General features: G+C 57.5%; 18 protein-coding genes. 2 read left to right on the top strand and 16 right to left on the bottom strand.

The features are described 5' to 3' along the window. Positions 1 to 13 precede the first annotated feature (13 nt). The 8 genes from VGI36_04670 to VGI36_04635 all read right to left on the bottom strand — a co-directional run bounded on the left by VGI36_04670 (position 14) and on the right by VGI36_04635 (position 7,650). The gene (locus VGI36_04670; GenBank protein ID HEY2484416.1) at positions 14 to 403 is read right to left on the bottom strand and encodes a nuclear transport factor 2 family protein; all 390 of its coding nucleotides are present in this window, start codon (positions 401 to 403) and stop codon (positions 14 to 16) included. A 306-nt stretch (positions 404 to 709) separates the two neighbouring features. After that, positions 710 to 1,627, bottom strand: a complete 918-nt coding sequence (locus tag VGI36_04665; protein ID HEY2484415.1) for a LysR family transcriptional regulator — start codon at positions 1,625 to 1,627, stop codon at positions 710 to 712. 100 nt (positions 1,628 to 1,727) lie between these two features. Further along, a complete protein-coding gene (locus VGI36_04660) occupies positions 1,728 to 2,675 on the bottom strand; it encodes an NAD(P)-dependent oxidoreductase (protein ID HEY2484414.1) in 948 nt (315 codons plus the stop codon). A 58-nt stretch (positions 2,676 to 2,733) separates the two neighbouring features. Beyond that, positions 2,734 to 4,020 (bottom strand): aromatic ring-hydroxylating dioxygenase subunit alpha, encoded by a 1,287-nt coding sequence (locus VGI36_04655; protein ID HEY2484413.1) that lies wholly within the window; start codon positions 4,018 to 4,020, stop codon positions 2,734 to 2,736. Positions 4,021 to 4,039: 19 nt separating this feature from the next. After that, positions 4,040 to 4,693, bottom strand: a complete 654-nt coding sequence (locus VGI36_04650; protein HEY2484412.1) for an RraA family protein — start codon at positions 4,691 to 4,693, stop codon at positions 4,040 to 4,042. Beyond that, positions 4,693 to 5,376 (bottom strand): hypothetical protein, encoded by a 684-nt coding sequence (locus VGI36_04645; protein ID HEY2484411.1) that lies wholly within the window; start codon positions 5,374 to 5,376, stop codon positions 4,693 to 4,695. Before VGI36_04645 ends, VGI36_04650 begins: the two co-directional genes overlap by 1 nt. 260 nt (positions 5,377 to 5,636) lie before the next feature. Beyond that, on the bottom strand, positions 5,637 to 6,626 hold the full coding sequence (locus tag VGI36_04640) for a hypothetical protein (GenBank protein ID HEY2484410.1): 990 nt from the start codon (positions 6,624 to 6,626) through the stop codon (positions 5,637 to 5,639). A gap of 7 nt (positions 6,627 to 6,633) precedes the next feature. After that, positions 6,634 to 7,650, bottom strand: a complete 1,017-nt coding sequence (locus VGI36_04635; GenBank protein HEY2484409.1) for an amidohydrolase family protein — start codon at positions 7,648 to 7,650, stop codon at positions 6,634 to 6,636. A gap of 225 nt (positions 7,651 to 7,875) precedes the next feature. Here VGI36_04635 and VGI36_04630 point away from each other — a divergent pair, with 225 nt between their 5' ends. Together VGI36_04630 and VGI36_04625 are read left to right on the top strand one after the other, a co-directional pair. After that, positions 7,876 to 9,225 (top strand): Rieske 2Fe-2S domain-containing protein, encoded by a 1,350-nt coding sequence (locus tag VGI36_04630; GenBank protein HEY2484408.1) that lies wholly within the window; start codon positions 7,876 to 7,878, stop codon positions 9,223 to 9,225. Between the two features lie 11 nt (positions 9,226 to 9,236). Continuing rightward, on the top strand, positions 9,237 to 10,043 hold the full coding sequence (locus VGI36_04625) for a pyridoxamine 5'-phosphate oxidase family protein (protein HEY2484407.1): 807 nt from the start codon (positions 9,237 to 9,239) through the stop codon (positions 10,041 to 10,043). Positions 10,044 to 10,172: 129 nt separating this feature from the next. Here VGI36_04625 and VGI36_04620 read toward each other — a convergent pair whose 3' ends face one another. The 8 genes from VGI36_04620 to VGI36_04585 all read right to left on the bottom strand — a co-directional run bounded on the left by VGI36_04620 (position 10,173) and on the right by VGI36_04585 (position 17,794). Continuing rightward, positions 10,173 to 11,159, bottom strand: coding sequence for an LLM class flavin-dependent oxidoreductase (locus tag VGI36_04620; protein ID HEY2484406.1), 987 nt, complete (start codon positions 11,157 to 11,159; stop codon positions 10,173 to 10,175). A 15-nt stretch (positions 11,160 to 11,174) separates the two neighbouring features. Next, positions 11,175 to 11,942 (bottom strand): cupin domain-containing protein, encoded by a 768-nt coding sequence (locus VGI36_04615; GenBank protein ID HEY2484405.1) that lies wholly within the window; start codon positions 11,940 to 11,942, stop codon positions 11,175 to 11,177. A gap of 8 nt (positions 11,943 to 11,950) precedes the next feature. Then, positions 11,951 to 13,180 carry a DUF3500 domain-containing protein gene (locus tag VGI36_04610; GenBank protein ID HEY2484404.1) on the bottom strand — a complete coding sequence of 410 codons (1,230 nt, stop codon included), beginning with the start codon at positions 13,178 to 13,180 and terminating at the stop codon, positions 11,951 to 11,953. A gap of 130 nt (positions 13,181 to 13,310) precedes the next feature. Next, positions 13,311 to 14,450 (bottom strand): enolase C-terminal domain-like protein, encoded by a 1,140-nt coding sequence (locus VGI36_04605; protein HEY2484403.1) that lies wholly within the window; start codon positions 14,448 to 14,450, stop codon positions 13,311 to 13,313. Between the two features lie 150 nt (positions 14,451 to 14,600). Then, positions 14,601 to 15,203 (bottom strand): alpha/beta hydrolase, encoded by a 603-nt coding sequence (locus tag VGI36_04600; protein HEY2484402.1) that lies wholly within the window; start codon positions 15,201 to 15,203, stop codon positions 14,601 to 14,603. 10 nt (positions 15,204 to 15,213) lie between these two features. Beyond that, positions 15,214 to 16,383, bottom strand: coding sequence for an LLM class flavin-dependent oxidoreductase (locus tag VGI36_04595; protein ID HEY2484401.1), 1,170 nt, complete (start codon positions 16,381 to 16,383; stop codon positions 15,214 to 15,216). A 65-nt stretch (positions 16,384 to 16,448) separates the two neighbouring features. Then, the gene (locus VGI36_04590) at positions 16,449 to 17,027 is read right to left on the bottom strand and encodes a cupin domain-containing protein (protein ID HEY2484400.1); all 579 of its coding nucleotides are present in this window, start codon (positions 17,025 to 17,027) and stop codon (positions 16,449 to 16,451) included. Between the two features lie 26 nt (positions 17,028 to 17,053). Next, positions 17,054 to 17,794 (bottom strand): GntR family transcriptional regulator, encoded by a 741-nt coding sequence (locus tag VGI36_04585; protein ID HEY2484399.1) that lies wholly within the window; start codon positions 17,792 to 17,794, stop codon positions 17,054 to 17,056. Positions 17,795 to 17,838 lie beyond the last annotated feature (44 nt).

Genomic DNA, 17,838 nt, shown 5'->3' with positions numbered 1-17,838 from the left:
CACCGCTTGCGGTTCACGAGGTCTGCGGCATTGCTGAGAAGTGGCAGCTCACAATCTTCCAATTACCGCCTTGTTTGACGAACACCAGCGTGGTTCGTCCGTGAAGCGTCAGGGCCTTCCCGTCTTTGGTCGCTCCCACGAACATGTCGTAGGCGTTCACGATTCCCACGTTATCGTTGTACACGCGACATGATGGCTGCCGGAAGCCGAAACTCGTCGAGGCGATCCCCCCGAAGGTTTCGTTTAAATATTTGGCAAAGAGCAGCTTGCCGTCGAATCGATATGGCACGTGGTCAATCACCTCGACGTCCTCGGAGAGCATCTCCAAGGCGCTTTTCATGTCGTTCTTGTCGAACGCATCTGCAAAGCGCTGTGCCAGGGCTTGGATTTCACTCACGCTCATATTTTTTGTCCTCCTCTGTCTCATTAGACACGCGCCGCGGACGAGTGTGACAGGAGCGCCGAACAGAACTTGTTGTTCGGTAGAAGGGGAAAAGTGTGCAACGCGAGCCGGTTGGACTAGAGGTTGGCTCGCGACTCGTTCCGTGAGCAGCGAATTAAGATGAAGATAGTCGCAATCACAGGAGCTTCGACGGTTTCGGCGAAGTTGCGGCGAACAGATAGCTCGAAACTCCGAATATCCGTCTTATCGCAGGGTGGGCGCCAGCTATGCGCCGACCCGACATGAATTGAGCCGAAGGCGAGCGCGTCAGGTGCGACCGATCGATGAGCGTGGATCTAGAAAACCCAAGCGCTTGAAACGAGCGCGAATGAACTCCAAGAAAGACCTGGAAGCGGATGACAGGTATCGCTTCTTCATCCACGCCAAGCCGATGGCGCGGCTGCAACGCGGCTCCGAGACCTGCACTGCTGTAGGAGTCCCGGGGGCGGTTACGGCGAGACGTGGGCCTATCGCAATTCCAAGCCCCGCGCCGACGAGTCCCCACAAGGTTGAGACTTCTTCTCCCTCGAAGTTGATGCGTGGCTTGAATCCGGCCTGCGCACAAAGTTGGTCGGTTACTCGGCGCAGCCCATAGCCGGGTTTCAGCGAGATGAACGCCTCCTCGGCGATATCCTTTAACTTAACCGAGCGTTTGCGTGCCAGAGGGTGCGTCTCCGGAACCAGTACAAATAGCTCCTCTTCGCCGATCGGTAGCCATTCGACCTGCGGTTCTTCGAATCTTGGCGATACCAGACAGAGGTCTACGTCGCCGCTCATCAGACGTGAAAGTAGTGTAGGGGCCGGTCCCTGGAGCAGACGAAAGTTCATTTTCGGATGTTTGACCTGGAACCCTCGCATCAAGTCGGGTACCAACCAAGTTCCGAGAGTAGCCAGAAAGGCCAGCGAAACCGTTCCGCTCTCTTCATTGAAAATGTCGGTCAGTTCTTTGTGGGCGTCCTCCAGTTCCTGCAGAGCACGTTCAACCCTCGTGAGCAGGGCGCGTCCGTAGCGATTGAGAAGGATGGATCTGCCCTTTCGATCGAACAGTGGCGTGCCGAACTCAGTCTCGAGGCGGGCGATAGTCCGGCTCAGAGCCGGCTGGGATACGCCAAGCTCTGCGGCAGCCCGTCCCAGATGCTGGGTTTTAGCGATAGTGCGAAAATACCTGAGTTGCTGCCATTCCACGCGGCGGCTCCGTTCATAACTGAGATGCATCGATCTTGAGCCAGAAAGCTCGGATTTGGCAACAATCTGTTTCTGATGACGAGTGTCCGATGCGCGGGATTCAGAACGGATTGCCGGCTCGCAGCCAATCGGCATACTCAGCGATGCCCCTAGCGACGTCGTATCGCGGCTGATATCCAGTGTCCGCGCGAAGGCGATCGAGGTTCATGTGGGCATCACGCCGATAGGCGCGGCTCCGGCCTGGATGCAGAGCGATCTTCGCATTTGGCATGGTGTGGATCACCGTTCGCCTTAGGTCTTCATTTGAAGTCGCAACTCCCGATCCCACGTTGTAAATCCGATGATTCAAGCTCTTTGCGCGATGCAGCAAGCGGATGGCCGCGGCACAGTCACTCACATAACAAAGGTCGATGGCGTCCTCTTCATACGGAAGGTCTCCGGGACCGGAGGTCAGATCTACTTTTCCGTTTCCGAGAGCGCCGTGAACCATTCGGCTCGGCAGGTTGAACATCGAATGATATAGCGGACCCCAAATCGCTGCGATTCGAAGAACGATCACCTCCAATCCGCTGCGTTCCGAATGGTGAAGCGAAAGCGTTTCGATCGATTTCTTGAATGCTTCGGTGGGACTGGAAGATTCGATGCGCAACGGCTGGTCCTCTCGAAATGGACCCTCCGTCAGACCCGCGTAAACTGCAATCGAGCTGGCTAAAGAGACCCGCGAGACACCGCTTAGCCGGGCAGCTTCGAGCAGGTTCATCAGCCCAACCAAATTGACTCGCAGCTCTTCCCCGGGGGGCAACGTGCCGAGCCCCGGAGCTGAAAGATGAACGATGCTTTCAATGCGATGTCGCCGGATAACCTCAAGGCATTCAAATGCGCTAGTCACGTCGAGGTTTACGACGGTGACGCGATCAGCGTTGCTCTTGATAAACTCGGCCTCCCGGGTCGCGCGAAATCGGGTTAGAACTACTTTCTCACCCGCGGAAAGAAATGCTCGGGCGGTGTGAAGTCCGATAAAGCCCATCCCGCCGGTGATTAGAACCATATCGCTTCCTGGGCTCGGTTCAGGGTGGGGGTGGCCTGGGCCGAAAGCTCACTCAAGGCTATCGTTCCGCGATGCATTCCTCGACGGTCATGCCGATCGCTTCTTCAAATTGCCGCTTAACGGCTTCCGGCTGCCCCGCCTGGTAGGTGTAGGCGCCAAACATACGAAATCGCTCCTGGTTGTGTTGGGCGAAGCGCTTTCGCGTCATTCCATGGACCCATAGGTCGCGTTCCGCAATTGGAAGATCAATTCGCACATTGGTTTCGCGATCGCGCACGATTGCTTTGGGATCCTCTCCGCGTTCAACGGCTTCGAGGTCTTTGAAGAATCTCCTTCGAATCATCGAGATTCCACGATCGCTCGCGCCAAGGTGCTCGATGGTGCGGTCTGAAATACTCCCCTGTCCAACCCAGGCAATGAAGTCCTGGTTCATTACGTGGCTAGAAATCCATCGCCCGGTTTGGGGATCCCTGATCGGGCCGTGCCAATAGGGGATTCGGCTCTGACGATAGGGTTCGCTTTCGTGCGGAACGCGCGTAAAGGCCCACGTAACGCTCAGCGTGTTCTCGTCGTCGATGGGCACCCGCCATTCGAAATGCTCCCCAGTGAAGAGGGCATTAGGCCAAAGGCATACGCGGCCGATTCTCCAGAGTGGCCCGGATTCATCGGAACCTTCGCGTACGCGCTTGTAGGTAAAGCCGTATTCGAACTCATCGAAATCCAGTTTCAGATGCGCGGGTGCGTAAGTGGTCTCATTCAAATGAAGCCGACGGATGCCCCAGTTGTCGTGCATCCATTCAAAGTGAACGGGATCGATCGAGTTCTCCTGCGCTTGAAGCCAATTGCAGGGAATTTCTGCAAATACGATCTGAACGAAGCCGTTGCTCCAGGTAAACGGCTCCCACGTCGGTACTAAAGGAAGGGGTTGGGGTCCAAGGTAGGCCCATACCAAACCGGCTTTGACCTCAACCGGATAAGCCTGCATCCGGATAGATTTCCTGAGCTTTGCGGCGGGGTCGAGCCGCTCCTCGTATGGCTGCTGAGCACAGCGTCCGGTGTGATCGTACAGCCATCCATGGTAGTGGCAGCGGAGTCCGCAATCCTCCACGAAACCGTAAGAGAGGTCTGCACCCCGATGCGCACATTTGCGTTGGAGGAGGCCGTAGGTTCCACCCCCATCTCGATACAATACGAGGTTTTCTCCCATCAGGCGGATAGCCTTGACCGGATTGTTTTCTAATTCCGTTACCGCCGCGATCGGATGCCAGTATCGGCGCATCAATTCGCCCATCGGCGTGCCGCGGCCCGCCTGCGTCAATGTTTGATTTCGCTGTTCGTCGAGCATTTCCGGTGCCCGCTGTAAATCAGCCCCTGCGCTGAAGGTCGAAATAACCCACGGCAGCCCGCGCGGATCTTAAGTCCTGGCCCTTCTCAATCGCGTTGCGAATCCGATCCTCGGCCGTAGCTATTTCGGTCGCGGCGCCGATCACTTCGTCGATTCGCGATGCCGGGATCGTCACCACTCCGTCGGCATCGCCTACCAGGTAGTCTCCCGCATTAACTGTAACGCCACCGATGGAAACAGGGACGTTGGTGCCGTCGAGCCGCACACGATCCTTCCCCGTCCGCATCCAATTGCCGCGCGCGAAGATCGGATAGGCGAGTTGAACGCTGCGATCGATGTCACGGCAGACTCCGTCGATCACCGTTCCACTTACGCCACGCCGATTCGCGGTGAAGGTCAGGAGATCACCCCAGACAGTTGCGTCGGTACGACCCTGGTTGTCGAGTACGGGCACGTCTCCCGGGCCAAGGTCATCGATGTAGTCGCCGACGGTTCCCGGTTTCCCGTCAGTCGCGACGTAGCGAAGCGTGAATGCGCGACCCGCGAGGCGAAACGAACGATCAAGCGGCATGATGCCGTGGCATTGCCCCGCGATCCCAAGCCGATCCAGGGCGTCGCTGACGCTCGTGACATCGAGCGCGCGTAACGTTTTGATTCTTTGCTTGTCGTCCATCACAATTTTGTCGCGAGTTGCTCGTAGGAGCGGTTCATTACTTCAGCGAGCGGCTGGCCCGCTCGCACCGCCTCGGCCATCGCAGCTTCACGGCGGGCGATGGTTTCCGCGACGCCGACAACCGCTTCGGCCTGGCCCGCAGCGACAAACACCACTCCGCTGCCATCCGCAACAACCAGGTCTCCGGGAGCTACGGTTACTCCATCGACCGTGATTGGTTCATTCCACGATTTCTCAACGATCCTGCCCCGCGCGGTGACCGGTACGTTCGCACGCGCATAGATGGGCAAGCCGAGCTCAATGCTTTCATCGATATCGCGGCAGGCACCGTCGACGACGACGCCCTCAATCTCACGAGTGGTTGCCCCGAGGGAGAGGATTCCGCCCCAGCCGGCGACATCGACCCGTCCTTCATGCGCGACAACGATCACATCGCCGGGCCCAGAAGCATCCACCGCCGCGGTGCAGAGATGGCGGCTCGGCGCTTGTCCATTGGCCGTCCTCAATTGAACAGTGACAGCACGCCCGGCGATTCGGCGCGGAACCGATACGGCGCGCAGGCCAATAACAGCCCCTCGCAACTTCAGCTGATCGAGCGCGTCGGAGACAACGCAGGTGTCCAGTTTGCGAAGCCGCTCAATCAACGAATGATCGGGCGTTCCGTTGTGGTTCAAGGTTGCCATTCAGTTACTCCACCGCCGCCAAAAACTCACACTGGATAAGCATCGGATCGCCCAGCTGGTAAGCGAGGGCATGGGATGGCGGCCGCGACTCAGGATCCGGAAAAAACATCTCGAGCCATCGGGGATCGATGACCGTTCGAGCGGCGCGGTAGCGCACCGCACCCAGATCGCCATCTTGACTGAGTGCTCGACTTTGCCGCCTCCAGCGGAAATTCTCTTCTTTGATCACCCCAGTCTTGCTCCCTGAACATCGCAGTTCGTTACCAGCGTGCGAACGCGAGGCCGACTCCAGTACCCGCAGGGGTGCGATAGACCGGAACGTACTCTGCCCAGCTCAGCGGTTTTCTCGCGAATGCTCCGGCCACCATGATCCAGTTGCGAATCTCGGAGGATCCCGCCCGGAGCAACTTCTCCGGGATACTGTGCAACTCCGCAGCATCCCCCGAGCGCAAGGCGTTCAGCACACGAGTATCCAACGGCTCATTCGTCACGAAGTGACTGAGCCCGCCAGACGCAACAACCGCGACGCGACGCTCCAGACCGCTTGCTTCGATCGCCGCAGCCAGCGCCTTGCCCATTGCGTAACAGCGCGCGGGAGTAGGCTGATTCGGCGGGTAATACGTGTTGAGCATGATGGGAACGATCGGGGCCTCGATGTTCGCCATCAAGCGTTTGACCACGAACCCATAGGCGTGACCGAACCCGTGAGTTTCGGGATCGCTCACGGTGGCAGAGGCACCCACATCGATCTCCGCGTGGACCAGCCCTTGTATCAGCTGCAGTGCAAACTCCGCGTCGCAGCGCAATTCGTGGTGCCGATCCATCATGTATCCTTCGGACATCACCTTCATGAAGTCGGAGCTGCTGATTCGCCGGTTGGCGAAACTGTGAGTACGCGCCCGCTGCCCATAAAATATTGAGATTGCTGGCATGTTCCCGGAATCAAACAGTTCGTGCTGATCATCGCCCACGATCACAACGACGTCCGGCCGCGACTCCTTCAGGTCGGCAGTGAGGCGTTTTAGAGCTCTTTCAACCTGGTGCGCCTGCTCGCACAGATGCTCGAGGCGGCACTCGCGCTCGTAGCTTTTGCCGGAACGCGCTAGCTCTTCGTATGTGCGGTGATCACCCGCGAGATCGTAGAGGTCGGGACTGGTATGGTCGCTGATCGCCCGCTGTTCCCACATGGGTGGATCCGTCACAACCATGGGGCTGTGGGAGGTGCCCAGGCCGATAACCAACAGTGCCATCGCCCGGTTACCTCTGAGCAGGTTTGCCGCTATCAATCCGGCTGAAGATGCGGCGGGCGTTGCCTTCGAAGATTGCGGTTTTGTCGGCGGCGCTTAAGGAGGCAATACTTTCGATAGTGGGCTTCACATCGTCATAACTACGTCCGGTTTCCGGATCGATGCCGCTGCCGCTTCCCGGCTTCTCGGTCCCGAACAGGCAGCGGTCAGGTCCCGCGATTTTGAACAGCAACTCGAGAGGATCCTTGGTATAGACGCAGGTATCGAAATGGAACTTTCGGAAAAACTCATCGAAGCTCTTCCACCTGGTTACCAAGCGGCGGCCATGGAGCGCATGGTGAGAACGCCACCGTCCAATCTGAAACGGAATTGAACCGCCCCCGTGACTCACCATCAGCTTGAGCGCTGGAAAATCCTCAAATACGGCCGAGCGGTAGATCGAAATGATCGCGAGGGTCTCCTCGGAAGAGAAATGCTCGTCGTAGACCTCACGTCCGTTGTAGCAACCGGCGGAATGGATGTGCGCTGGAACATCCATCTTCACCAACTTCTCCCAGAGTGGATACCAATACTCATCTCCGAGGTTCGGCGTCTTGCCGTCGCCTTCACCGGGGTCGGGGTTGAGAAGCACGCCGACAAAGCCAAGCTCGTTGATGCAGCGATCCATTTCCTCGAAACAGATCTGAACCCCTTCGCCGGCCACTTGCGGTAAACCCGCCACGCCGCGAAAGCGAGTGGGATGCATCTGAACCGTGCGCGCGATGGTGTCGTTGTTGGCCCGAACCCACATGTGAACGACTCGGGCCGGCTTGGCGGAGTGATTCAACTGAAAGGGGCGCGGCGACAGGAGCTGCATGTCGGTTCCGACGCTGTCCATGATCTTGAGGTTTGAACCGGCAGAAGCAGTCAGTGCCTCATCGCTCACTGGCGAGGCATTCCCATAGGTCCCGCCAGATGCGCGAAGGGTTGAAAGGTAACTGTACAGTGAGTCGGGTGCCACTAGATGGGCGTGCGCGTCGATTATCAAAACCAACCCTCCTTCGAGAATACGCGGACTACGCTAGCCGGGTCATCAATTCAATCAATGGCGTACCCGTCATGGACTGATGTGCATAAGTTATAGATCGGCCGACTCGCCGGAGAACCTCGATCGATAACCTTGACGTATCAATTTATTCCCTCTTTGACATTGCTCCGGAGCTACGCGCAGGGGTACGACTCAAAGTGAGATCTTGCCGCGCAGGATCCTAAAGTGCTGTCCAAGGAAGATAACGAACTGCTTTGTCGGGTCGGGCCAGGAACGGCGATGGGCGACCTAATGCGTCAATACTGGATTCCCGCGTTGCCCTCATTGGAGTTTTCCGAACCGGACGGCCCGGCGAAACGGATGCGCCTTTTGGGTGAGAACCTCGTGATGTTCCGGGACACGAACGGAAACGTGGGAGCGATGCTCGAAGCGTGCCCACACCGGGGCGCGAGTCTCTACTTCGCGCGCAACGAGGAGTGTGGACTTCGGTGCTCGTACCACGGTTGGAAATTCGACGTCCATGGCAACTGCGTTGATCTCCCGACCGAGCCCGACGAGCAGCGGAGAAAATCCTTCCAGGCAAAGATAAAAGCGCGAGCCTACCCCTGCCGCGATGTGAATCACATGATCTGGATCTACATGGGACCGCGCAGCGAACCCCCTCCATTCCCTGCGTTCGAGGTAAACACGCTCCCCTTCGATTACGTTTGCAGACCGAACATCATGATGGAGAAGGCCAATTGGCTACAAAATCTCGAAGGCGATCTGGATTCCGCGCATCTCGATTGGATCCATCGCCGACTCAAGGTTGACAGTCCCAAACCCACCGTCGGAATGCGCGGCTTCTGGAACCCCGACAAGCGAGCTCCTCGACTCGATGTGGTGCCGACGGAGTACGGCGCCTTTTACACCGCCAAGCGAAGTCTCCCCGAAGGCGATGAGTGGCACCGCCTAAACCAGTTCATCTTTCCCTTCCACTCGATGATCACGATTGGCGTCCCCAATCTCGTCAATTTGCGATCGTTCGTGCCGCTAGATGACACGCACATGATGCTCATTTCGCAAACGGCGCGCGTTGACCGAGCGGTCGACGAGCGCGAACTCACGGGCAATCCAAATGCTTTCGATGAAGTCGGAGGGTACGTCGAACGTACTCACGACCCGCGCAGCTATTTCCTGACCAAAGCGAACAAGCGCAATGACTACATGCGCAATCGCGCGGTCGAAAAAGAATCGATGTTCAACGGCGTTCCGTTCGTGATGAACCTCCAGGATCGCGCGATGACCGAGTTGATGTGCAACGCGGACGGCGAGCCGATTTATGATCGAACCCAGGAGCACCTGGGGTCGTCTGATGCGATGGTAATTGCGGTTCGGAGGCAACTCCTGCAGGCCGTCCGCAGAATGCAGGACGGTGGAAGCCCTCCGGCCAACGTTGACAACGTGAGACTGGATCGGGTTCGTTCTGCGTCCCTGCGACTGCCCGTCGATGCTGACTGGAGATCGATCAGCGAACCGGCGCGCAACGCCGATTCTGGGCGCCCGCCCGCAGCGGACATGCCGCTGATCAACTGAGAGAGGCAACCATGCTCGGCGCGCTGAACGAAAACCGGCGAGCGGCCGTCGATGCGGTCGTTCGGTCACTGCGAACGGGTGAACATTCAGCCGCAATCGTCGCGGCCAAATTTCTCGCCCCGGGCATAGTCATGAACGCCAACGGCACGGAGTTAGAGACTCGCGACGCCGTCGTCGACCGTATCACGGGGCAATGGGCATTCACTCCTGTGCTAGCGCAGGCTGAATGGTCGCTTCCCGAAGGCGGGAACGAGAGCGTCAGAGTGACTGCTGGTTTCCCGGGGTTAGGCGCAGCGCCAAGCGATTACTCCCTGACGTTGTTTTTTGATGATCACGATTTAGTCGGGCGGATCGAGGAAAAGTATTCCTTCCGAATGACGTCGGAGCCGGTCGATCACATGCCGGCCCACGTTTGTACCGCGATTAACCGCGCGCTCGCCAACCAGACTCCGATGGTGCTTGCGTACGTGGATGATCAGGGAACGCCCGCACTATCACTGCGCGGAAGCGTTCAGGTTTACAGCCCGACCCAGCTTTGCTTATGGGTCCGCAATGCCAATAGCGGACTGATTCGTGCAATTCGTGCCGATCGCCCGTTGTCTCTCCTGTACCGGAACAGCTCCACGCGGACGACGCTGACCATTCGAGGACGCGGTAAGGTGATCGAAGACGACGGCCTGCGCCGGCGAATCTTCGACATTTCCCCCGAGGTCGAGCAACGCCATGACACGGCGATGAGTGGTGCCGCGGTTGTAGTTGATGTTTCACGCATCCACGGCACTTCGCCGAAAGGACCTGTGTTGGTCGTCATCAACTAGCGAAATTACTTCCAAAGCCAGAGCTGTTTCGGCGGCGCCAAGGCTGCGGGGTGGGAAACACTAGAATACCGGAGAATGTGATAATTGCACTCCCAGTTACTCGCTAGGATCGTGGCTTGGAAAGGCTGCTTAGAGGGCCAGTGTGCGCCCCCATTTTCGTAACGTGGGCATTACTTCCTTTTCGAATAGGTTGATTGTCCTAAAATCGATGTTGGCCTGAAGATGCGTGACTGCGCTGTTCTTCAGAATCGGCTCCAGGTGCTTGAGCACCTGATCGGGGGTTCCCGCAACGGGCTGAAAGGATGGATGATCATCAAGCTGATGAGCCGTCCCTTCGAATACCGTCCTCTGCTCCTCATAGAATCGCCGGAAGTGTTTCGTGCTCGCGTTCAACTCGGCACTCGCGTGGTCGTCCCAACGCTCCGCAACGATCACGCTCGCCATTATGTGGAAGTTAAATTTGCTGGGATCCCGACCATGCTTGCGAAGCTCATGCGTGTAGATCTTCCAGCAAAACTCAGCCGGGCCGAAGCCTGGGATTTGCAGGTGGTAGCCTTCCCGAGCCACTCGAGCGATCATTTTGGGACCCAAAGTAGCCACCCAGAGCGGAAACGGTTGCTGCACCGGCCGGGTTGTCATCCGTATGTTCGGAAAACGAAAGTAGCGCCCCTGATGATCGAACCCGTCTTCCTCGAAAGAACGCCGCACGACCTCCAGGGTCTCGAACATACGGCCCCAGCGCTCCTTAGGATTGACACTGAAGGTCTCGAACTCGCCAACGATCGAGCCGCCGCCAACTACCAAGTCCACACGGCCGTTCGATAGCAGGTCTACGGTCGCCACATCCTCCGCCACACGGATCGGATTGTGATAAGGCGCGACCAGGACATTGGTTCCGATGCGGATTCGCGAAGTCTGCGCTGCAAAATAAGAGAGCAGCGGAAAGGAGGACGGATTCCACTGGTTGGGCGCGAAATGATGTTCGCCGACATTGATAAAATCGAAGCCGCGCTGTTCTGCCTCCACGGCCTGGCGCGCGGCTCCGCGATACAGTTCCACGAGCGGACGGCTATCACCGAGCATACGTATGACACCGCCGCCTACTCCTATTTTCACGAGTATTCCTCCCCTCTAGAGCTGACCGAATGCCTTTTCGTGTTGAATTGCTACAGGAGTATCGAGTCGTTCACCATCCGCCGGATGCGGCGCAAGAATGGTAATGTGCCTCTCTACGCCCATTCCGCTGTTTCGGTTCTGATGAACCACGCCTGCCGGAAGGACGACGAGGGTGTGTGCACTCGCCCGATACTTATTCAGGCCAACATCGACCGACATCTGGCCATCGAGTACGTAGTAGAACTGATCGAACGAATGGATGTGAAAGGAAGGACCGCCGGCGTTGGGTTGAACTTCTGCGACGTTGATAGCTACGTGTTTCGAATTTGTTGCGCGATTGGCAAGAAACTGAACAGCAAACTTGTCCCCGCTGAAAGCTTTACGATCGAGTGTTCGGATGAGAGCCGCAGCATTCGGAATAGTACGGGGAGTTGCAGGCGCCACGATCGACTCGAACGGAGGGGCGGGCGCTATTATTTCAAGATGAATCTCCGTCTCGTTTCCAGGATTCCGATTACAGTGTGGCGTACCTTCGGGTATGGAGACCAATGTATCCGGGCCAACAGAAAACTCTTCAGTGCCGAGCTGCACCCGCATGGTTCCCGATACTATGAAATAGAACTGATCAGCGGGAAGCGTATGCAGCTTCGGTCCGCTAGCACCGGGTTCCACGCGAGAGCAGATTACGTAACAGCTGTCGACACCGGTCTTGGGACTGGCGAGAATCTCGCTATGCCAACCTGATGGGAATTTCGAGAAATCGACTGGAATGACGTGTTGCATAATCGGTCTTATTCTCCTGGCCGATGACCTTTGTGCGAATGTTGATAGTGAAGACGCAGCAGATCAGCGCCGTAGTCATTACCATTCGGAGTTCTGACGATGCTGTGCACATGTGCCCGCGAGGGTTCTTTGTTGGTCAGTAGAATTCCTGGATGATGGTCGAATTCGATGAGCACGACCGGGCTGTGCACCTTGTAGTAGAAGGCGCTGTCGTCCCCGAAGCCTCCGATCCAGGCAAAGTGCGTTTCTCCCAGGTGACTCTCGACGTCATCGACTCGAGCCTTGCGTGGACCTTCCGGGAGCGTGCTGACATGAACGTCAACTAGCTCAAGGATAAACTTCCGTTGTTCTCTGGTGAGATCCGCACCGCTGATTCCTTCGTACGGAATCACCCGATTGTCCCGAAAAGAGCCTCCCCAATGACGGCCGTCATCGGTATGCTTGCGCTCGGGAGGAAGATCGTTGCTCAGGATTGAGGGATAGATGATCGCCTTATCTTGCTGCTTCTTGGAAAGCGCCCGAAGTACACGAAGTCCGGCTTCCTCCTGATCTTCAAAAAGATGAGTGCCAGCCAACGGTCCGGCATCAGCCCAGGGTGGCTCAGCGCCCATGAAGGTCGGGCTCAACACCATTTGCTCTCCCAGCAGGAAACAATTCAGGGCCAGATGGTGTCCATACAGGTGCCATCCCCACGGTTCAATCATCGAAGGCCGTCCAAAGAGACTGAACCGGTAGCTCCACTCACCGAGCATTTTCGTGTTTTGAACCAGCTCTCCCAGAAACTGATTCAGACGCATCACATCGCGCGCCATGCTGAATCCGTGGGCGCTAAGGCTCGCCCGCACTACCTGAAGGATCGCCTGCCGCTGCACGTCCGGAAGCATTTCCATCAACAAGCCGAATTCGTAAACCCACAAGGGCGTATTATTCCAGGAGCGCCACTGGCGGGCGTCGATCGGAAACATCATTGCGGACCGCTGTTCATCGGACATAGATGACAGCAGCTCGCTCGCAGCCTTGACCATAGGCTTAGTCGGAGCGGCGTTCGGCTGAAGCGAGTACAGATCGTTAATGACTTTGCCCTCGCTCGTGATGCCCTTGTATGGAGCCTCGTAAAGCGCCCGCCAGGAGGAGAACAGGTCTCCGATTCTCTTTTGGATCGCCGCAACCGCTTCCGGCGATCTCGATCGCTCGATGTCCTCTTTCGTCGGGACATACGGACGAAAATTGAACTTCATGTGCAGCTCCCTGCGGCGGCGCCGTTTAAACGCGGCGCCTTGAATATTCGAACTCAGGGCCAAGAATTCTGATCTTCCTCGCGGATCATCGTTTCCTCCGAGCGTCGCCGGCCGAACCAGCCAGACAAGCTCAACTGATCTCCTGTAGGCCTGCCGCTCTGAGTCGGTCCCAGTCGATTTCCACGCCCAGCCCCGGCCGGTCCGGCACCACCCCTCTCCCCTCACCGTCGATCACGAACGGCTCGGCAAGACCCATGTTCAAATGATCGAAATTGTATTGCCCCTCGGGATGAGGCGTCAGAATCTCGAACCATTCACAATTCTTGATCGCCGCGGCCACATGCAACGATGCGACATTGTTCAGCGCATTATATGCATCGTGGATTTCGCAATTCATCCCAAAGGCTTCCGCGAGATGAGCGATCTTGATCAATCCAGTAATACCGCCCTTGATCACGACATCGTCCCGCAGATAGTCCGTGGCGCCGCTTATGATCCAGACTGGCAGGGCATGTGGCCCGCCAACAGTCACCTCGGTCGCGAGTATAGGAATGTGAAGATGAGGCTTCAGTCTCGTGTAACCGTGGAGGTCGTGAGCGGGAAGCGGATCTTCGTACCACAGGTAGTCAAGTTCTTCGATGGTCTTACCAACCCGAATTGCCTGTTGGTAGCTGTAACTAAAGGCAGCATCCAGAAAGAGCGGTGCTTCAGGGCCGAGGGCGTGGCGAACCGCGGAACATGCAGCAATATCGAGCGTGACTCCTCGGACCTCCTCTCCAAAGACCCTTCCACATGACGGAGGATGAAGCTTGTAGGCGCCGATTCCCTGCTCTCTGTAGGCCAACGCCTCTTCCGCGTACTCCTCAGGAGTCGAATGATGCCAGGAAGACACATACGCAGGAACGGTTGTCCTGACATTCCCGAGCAAGCGATGAATCGGGAGTCCTGCAACCTTACCCGCAATGTCCCAGAGCGCCACATCGACGTACCCTTGGACCGTATTGTCCAACGCACGTGAGCGCGCCTCCAAGGCATGCCAAATTCGGCCGATATCCAAAGGGTTGCCTCCGAGTAAAATCGGGCGTACGACCGATGCGATCTGTTGTCCGACGACTTCCGGACTTGCACCCGGCCCACTGACGAATGTCTCGCCGCTAGTACCCTCATCGGTTTCTATCGAGAGAACGCCCAACTTGAGCCTTGGTGGAATACCCCGCCCATATGAATTGGGCAGTGCGGCCACTTTGACACCCACGGCAGAGATCTTCATGGTCTCTAACTTTGAACGGACGCCCTTCTGCGAAGTCACCGCCCCGCGATCTGCCTACGGCACATAGTGAAGAGGATCGCCGCCGCGCAGGGCTCACGCATCGGACAACTCATGGCGTTTGGCGATTTAAATTTCCGGCAATTGTCGAAACTACGGGTTAATAACCGAACTTTCGTGCGCAATCACGAACTTCTCACGATGCTCGAGGAAATCTCGCACGACTGCGTGTAGTGCTTGTGGCCGATCTGCCCCGATGTCGTGGCCGGCGTCATACACCAGCGTGTAGAAGCATTTGGGAATCCGGCGAGCGTAAGCGCGTCCTGCTTCAGGCGCCACGACCTGATCTCGCGTTCCGAATAGCACCAGGGTGGGTGCATTGCATTGCTCGAGATGAAGATCGAGCGAGGCGCCATTCGACGCATCGTTCGGCGCAATAAGGGTCAACGACTCTACCGAATCGCCAGAGTCAATCGTGTGCGCCATCGCGGCCGCTGCAAATTCAGACTCCGCGATCAGGGAGTATTTTGTAATAACCAACTGATCGGCCGTTCGACGTAGCGACTGGGTTATGCTTTGCAGGGCCCGCGAATCGCGCGTTTCGAGCGTGATCACACGAAAGTTTTCAGCGAGTCGGTCCTTGAGAGCTCTGGATGCAGGCTGCAGTAAGAAGACGGCGTTTCCTGAACCCGCGTCGGTGAAACGCGGCCCGTTTCCGTCACCGGCGATTGTGTACTGACTTCGTGAGTTGCTCATCTCAGGCTCCTCAGTTAGCCGCCGCACCAGCCTCTGACTCAGCTACCGGTGCTGTGCCGATGCTGCGAATGCGAGGAAGAACTTCGCTGGTAAACAGACGAAAGGACCTTTGAGCCTCTTCCGGAGTCAACCCCACACCGCCGAATGAAACGTCCAGCACGCCCACACCTGTGAGCTCGTGAAACTCGGCGATTTGCTTCACTACTGTGTTCGGGCTGCCACAGAACTGTAGTCCACCAAATCCGAAACCCGCTTGCCCTTTGTCTGCGCTGGAATTCTTTCCGTCGGCATCGGTCCCGAACTCCTTGGCTCCAAGGCCGGGATCCAACTTAGGCATTCCCATCGCTGAGGCGCGGCCCTGAGTCGTCGCGGCGATCACTGCGCCGAGACCGAAGAATCTGCTCTTCATCGCGTCCGCTTCTCTGTCTGTTTCCGCGACGCCGACAAAGGTCCGATAGATGAGTTGATCGGCGATGGGACCCCATCCGCGCTCGGCGCATGCCTGCCGATAATGTGCAGTAAGTTGTGCGACGAGGTGGGGCGGATAATACGAGACGCCCAATCCGAAATGATGCTCAGCGGCAAAGGTGGCGGATTCGATGCTGTTGCCAGAGTAGAAGAGCGGTGGGTGTGGTTGCTGAATAACTCTCGGCCACACGGCTACTGTGCGGAAGCGGAAATATCTGCCCTCCCATCCGAATGGCTCAGGCTCCGTGAGAGCCCGGACGATAAGCTCGCTCGCTTCCTGAGTCCGAGCTCGCGTCTCCTGCGGGTTCACTCCGTAGGCGAGAAATTCATTGGGCGTGCCGCGGAGAAAAAGCGCGATAAGGCGTCCGCCGCTCAGCTGATCCAGCATCGCCAGCTCTTCCGCAGTCCGCACCGGATTCGTCATCGACACGAGTGGTCCCAGCACGGCGATGCGCGCGCGCTTCACAACTCGGGTCAAGGCTGCCGCGAAAATGTTGGGATTCGCTGTCTGAAGCCCCGGCATGTAGTGATGCTCGGAACATGCAATCCAATCGAAACCGGCTTCGTCGGCAAGCTTGGCCTGCGCCAGCGCAAACTCCGCAGACTGAACGCCGATCTCAGGCTTGGACAAACCCGGCGGTGTGGGCCATCCGGGACGCTGAAACGGTTCCGGTGACAGATAACTGTTAGTGCAAAAGAATGAGGCCTTCATTGAGGTCGTCTCCCCAGGTGCAAACTCTCGGGTGCGCCGAGTTGGCCAGACCGAATATCATCGATTCAGCTGTTAACTCCGCGTACCGAGCGCGGGCGCTCATGAAAGATTGTGTCGTGAGCCGCCAAGATCTTTCCCCTGACTTCGGGGTCCCCAATCTGTTCTTGAGCCATCCGCTGCCCAGCTTCGAACATCCGCTCGTGGCCACCCGGCGAGTTCCAGGTGATAAATCGACAGACCTTCTCCCCGTTGTTCTTGAACGCGTGAGTCGCGTTGCGCGGAGCGAAAGCAAACGTTCCAGGTGTTGCGTGGATCGTCTGGTTCCCAATCGTCATTTCCATCTCACCTTCCAAGATGAAGAAGTGTTCCTCCTCATTTGGCTGATGGTGAGGCGGCGCTCCAAATCCAGGCTCGACCTCCTGGTAGAAGACCGACACCGAACCACCGCTCTCTTCGCCGTTGAGCAAAACCCGAATGGTGGAGCCGGGAAATCTCACGGTCGGAGACTCCTCGACCCGAGCTATCTTCGGGATCATCGGCATCTGCGACCATCGGCCGCGCAGTCGCGCGAAATCCTCGCTGCTATTGATGGCGAATATGGTTTTCTCGACTTTCTCTCCGGTACGCTCGTCAACCGTTTCCATTAGGGCCTCCTCGGGAGGAATTAGTTTCAGCCGCGCGCCGCGCGCTTTGGGACGACCAACTCGGGCTTGGGAACGATTAGGCGCATCGCCGCGCGTATCATGCGCGGTTCCTTGTCGGGCATCACGTGGGCGAGCAGAGCGATGTGACCGCCGGCAAGATGCCGCGCAACCAGCTTGGACGCGAGATCCCCGTTCCGGACCGCGCAGGCATCCAAAATCGCCTGGTGGTCGCTGTCTATCTTTTCCCAAGGGACATTTTCTCGGGTCATCAGGAACCGCAGGTAATATTGATTCTCATCGCAGACGCGTTTCAGCCTCGCATTCAGCGGCCCGCCGGCGTGTACGAATGCGCGCGCGTGGAACTCAAAGTCCGCTCGTAGCCAACCATTGATATCTTCGTGCTCCGCCGCCTGACGCATCTCCTCTAGCGAATTCCGAATTGTGGCGATCTCCTCGTCGGTCAACCTGGGAACGGAGAGTGCGGCGGCCAGCGAAAAGAGGAGGATTACCTCCGCCGAGTTGGCGTCGATCGCATCCGGATTGAAGCTAAGCAGCCGCGGACGCTTGTTGTGCTCAGCGACAATCAATCCTTCCTGTTGCAGCATGCGGAGCGCTTCACGCAGGGGCGTCAGTCCGACGCGAAGTTGCTGGGCGAGCCGAATCTGAGACAGGCGCGCACCGGGTTCAAAGCTGCCGCTCAGAATCATGGTCCGAAGTTCCTCGTGGATTTGGCTGACGCTGCTTAGTTCGCGGGAAACCCTCAGCAATCTCCTTTTTGATTTCTCACCGAGCAAGCTCAAAATTCACTCCT

The sequence above is a fragment of the Candidatus Binataceae bacterium genome (genome assembly GCA_036495685.1).
In the GTDB taxonomy this organism is placed as follows: domain Bacteria; phylum Desulfobacterota; class Binatia; order Binatales; family Binataceae; genus JAFAHS01.
Note: the sequence above shows the minus strand (reverse complement) of the source record. Positions and strands in the feature narration are given on the sequence as shown.

Excerpts from the sequence above, each read along its gene's own strand:
- VGI36_04670 (HEY2484416.1), bottom strand. The coding sequence starts at position 403 with ATGAGCGTGAGTGAAATCCAAGCCCTGGCACAGCGCTTTGCAGATGCG.
- VGI36_04660 (HEY2484414.1), bottom strand. The coding sequence starts at position 2,675 with ATGGTTCTAATCACCGGCGGGATGGGCTTTATCGGACTTCACACCGCC.
- VGI36_04655 (HEY2484413.1), bottom strand. The coding sequence starts at position 4,020 with ATGCTCGACGAACAGCGAAATCAAACATTGACGCAGGCGGGCCGCGGC.
- VGI36_04650 (HEY2484412.1), bottom strand. The coding sequence starts at position 4,693 with ATGGACGACAAGCAAAGAATCAAAACGTTACGCGCGCTCGATGTCACG.
- VGI36_04645 (HEY2484411.1), bottom strand. The coding sequence starts at position 5,376 with ATGGCAACCTTGAACCACAACGGAACGCCCGATCATTCGTTGATTGAG.
- VGI36_04640 (HEY2484410.1), bottom strand. The coding sequence starts at position 6,626 with ATGGCACTGTTGGTTATCGGCCTGGGCACCTCCCACAGCCCCATGGTT.
- VGI36_04625 (HEY2484407.1), top strand. The coding sequence starts at position 9,237 with ATGCTCGGCGCGCTGAACGAAAACCGGCGAGCGGCCGTCGATGCGGTC.
- VGI36_04615 (HEY2484405.1), bottom strand. The coding sequence starts at position 11,942 with ATGCAACACGTCATTCCAGTCGATTTCTCGAAATTCCCATCAGGTTGG.
- VGI36_04610 (HEY2484404.1), bottom strand. The coding sequence starts at position 13,180 with ATGAAGTTCAATTTTCGTCCGTATGTCCCGACGAAAGAGGACATCGAG.
- VGI36_04605 (HEY2484403.1), bottom strand. The coding sequence starts at position 14,450 with ATGAAGATCTCTGCCGTGGGTGTCAAAGTGGCCGCACTGCCCAATTCA.
- VGI36_04600 (HEY2484402.1), bottom strand. The coding sequence starts at position 15,203 with ATGAGCAACTCACGAAGTCAGTACACAATCGCCGGTGACGGAAACGGG.
- VGI36_04595 (HEY2484401.1), bottom strand. The coding sequence starts at position 16,383 with ATGAAGGCCTCATTCTTTTGCACTAACAGTTATCTGTCACCGGAACCG.
- VGI36_04590 (HEY2484400.1), bottom strand. The coding sequence starts at position 17,027 with ATGGAAACGGTTGACGAGCGTACCGGAGAGAAAGTCGAGAAAACCATA.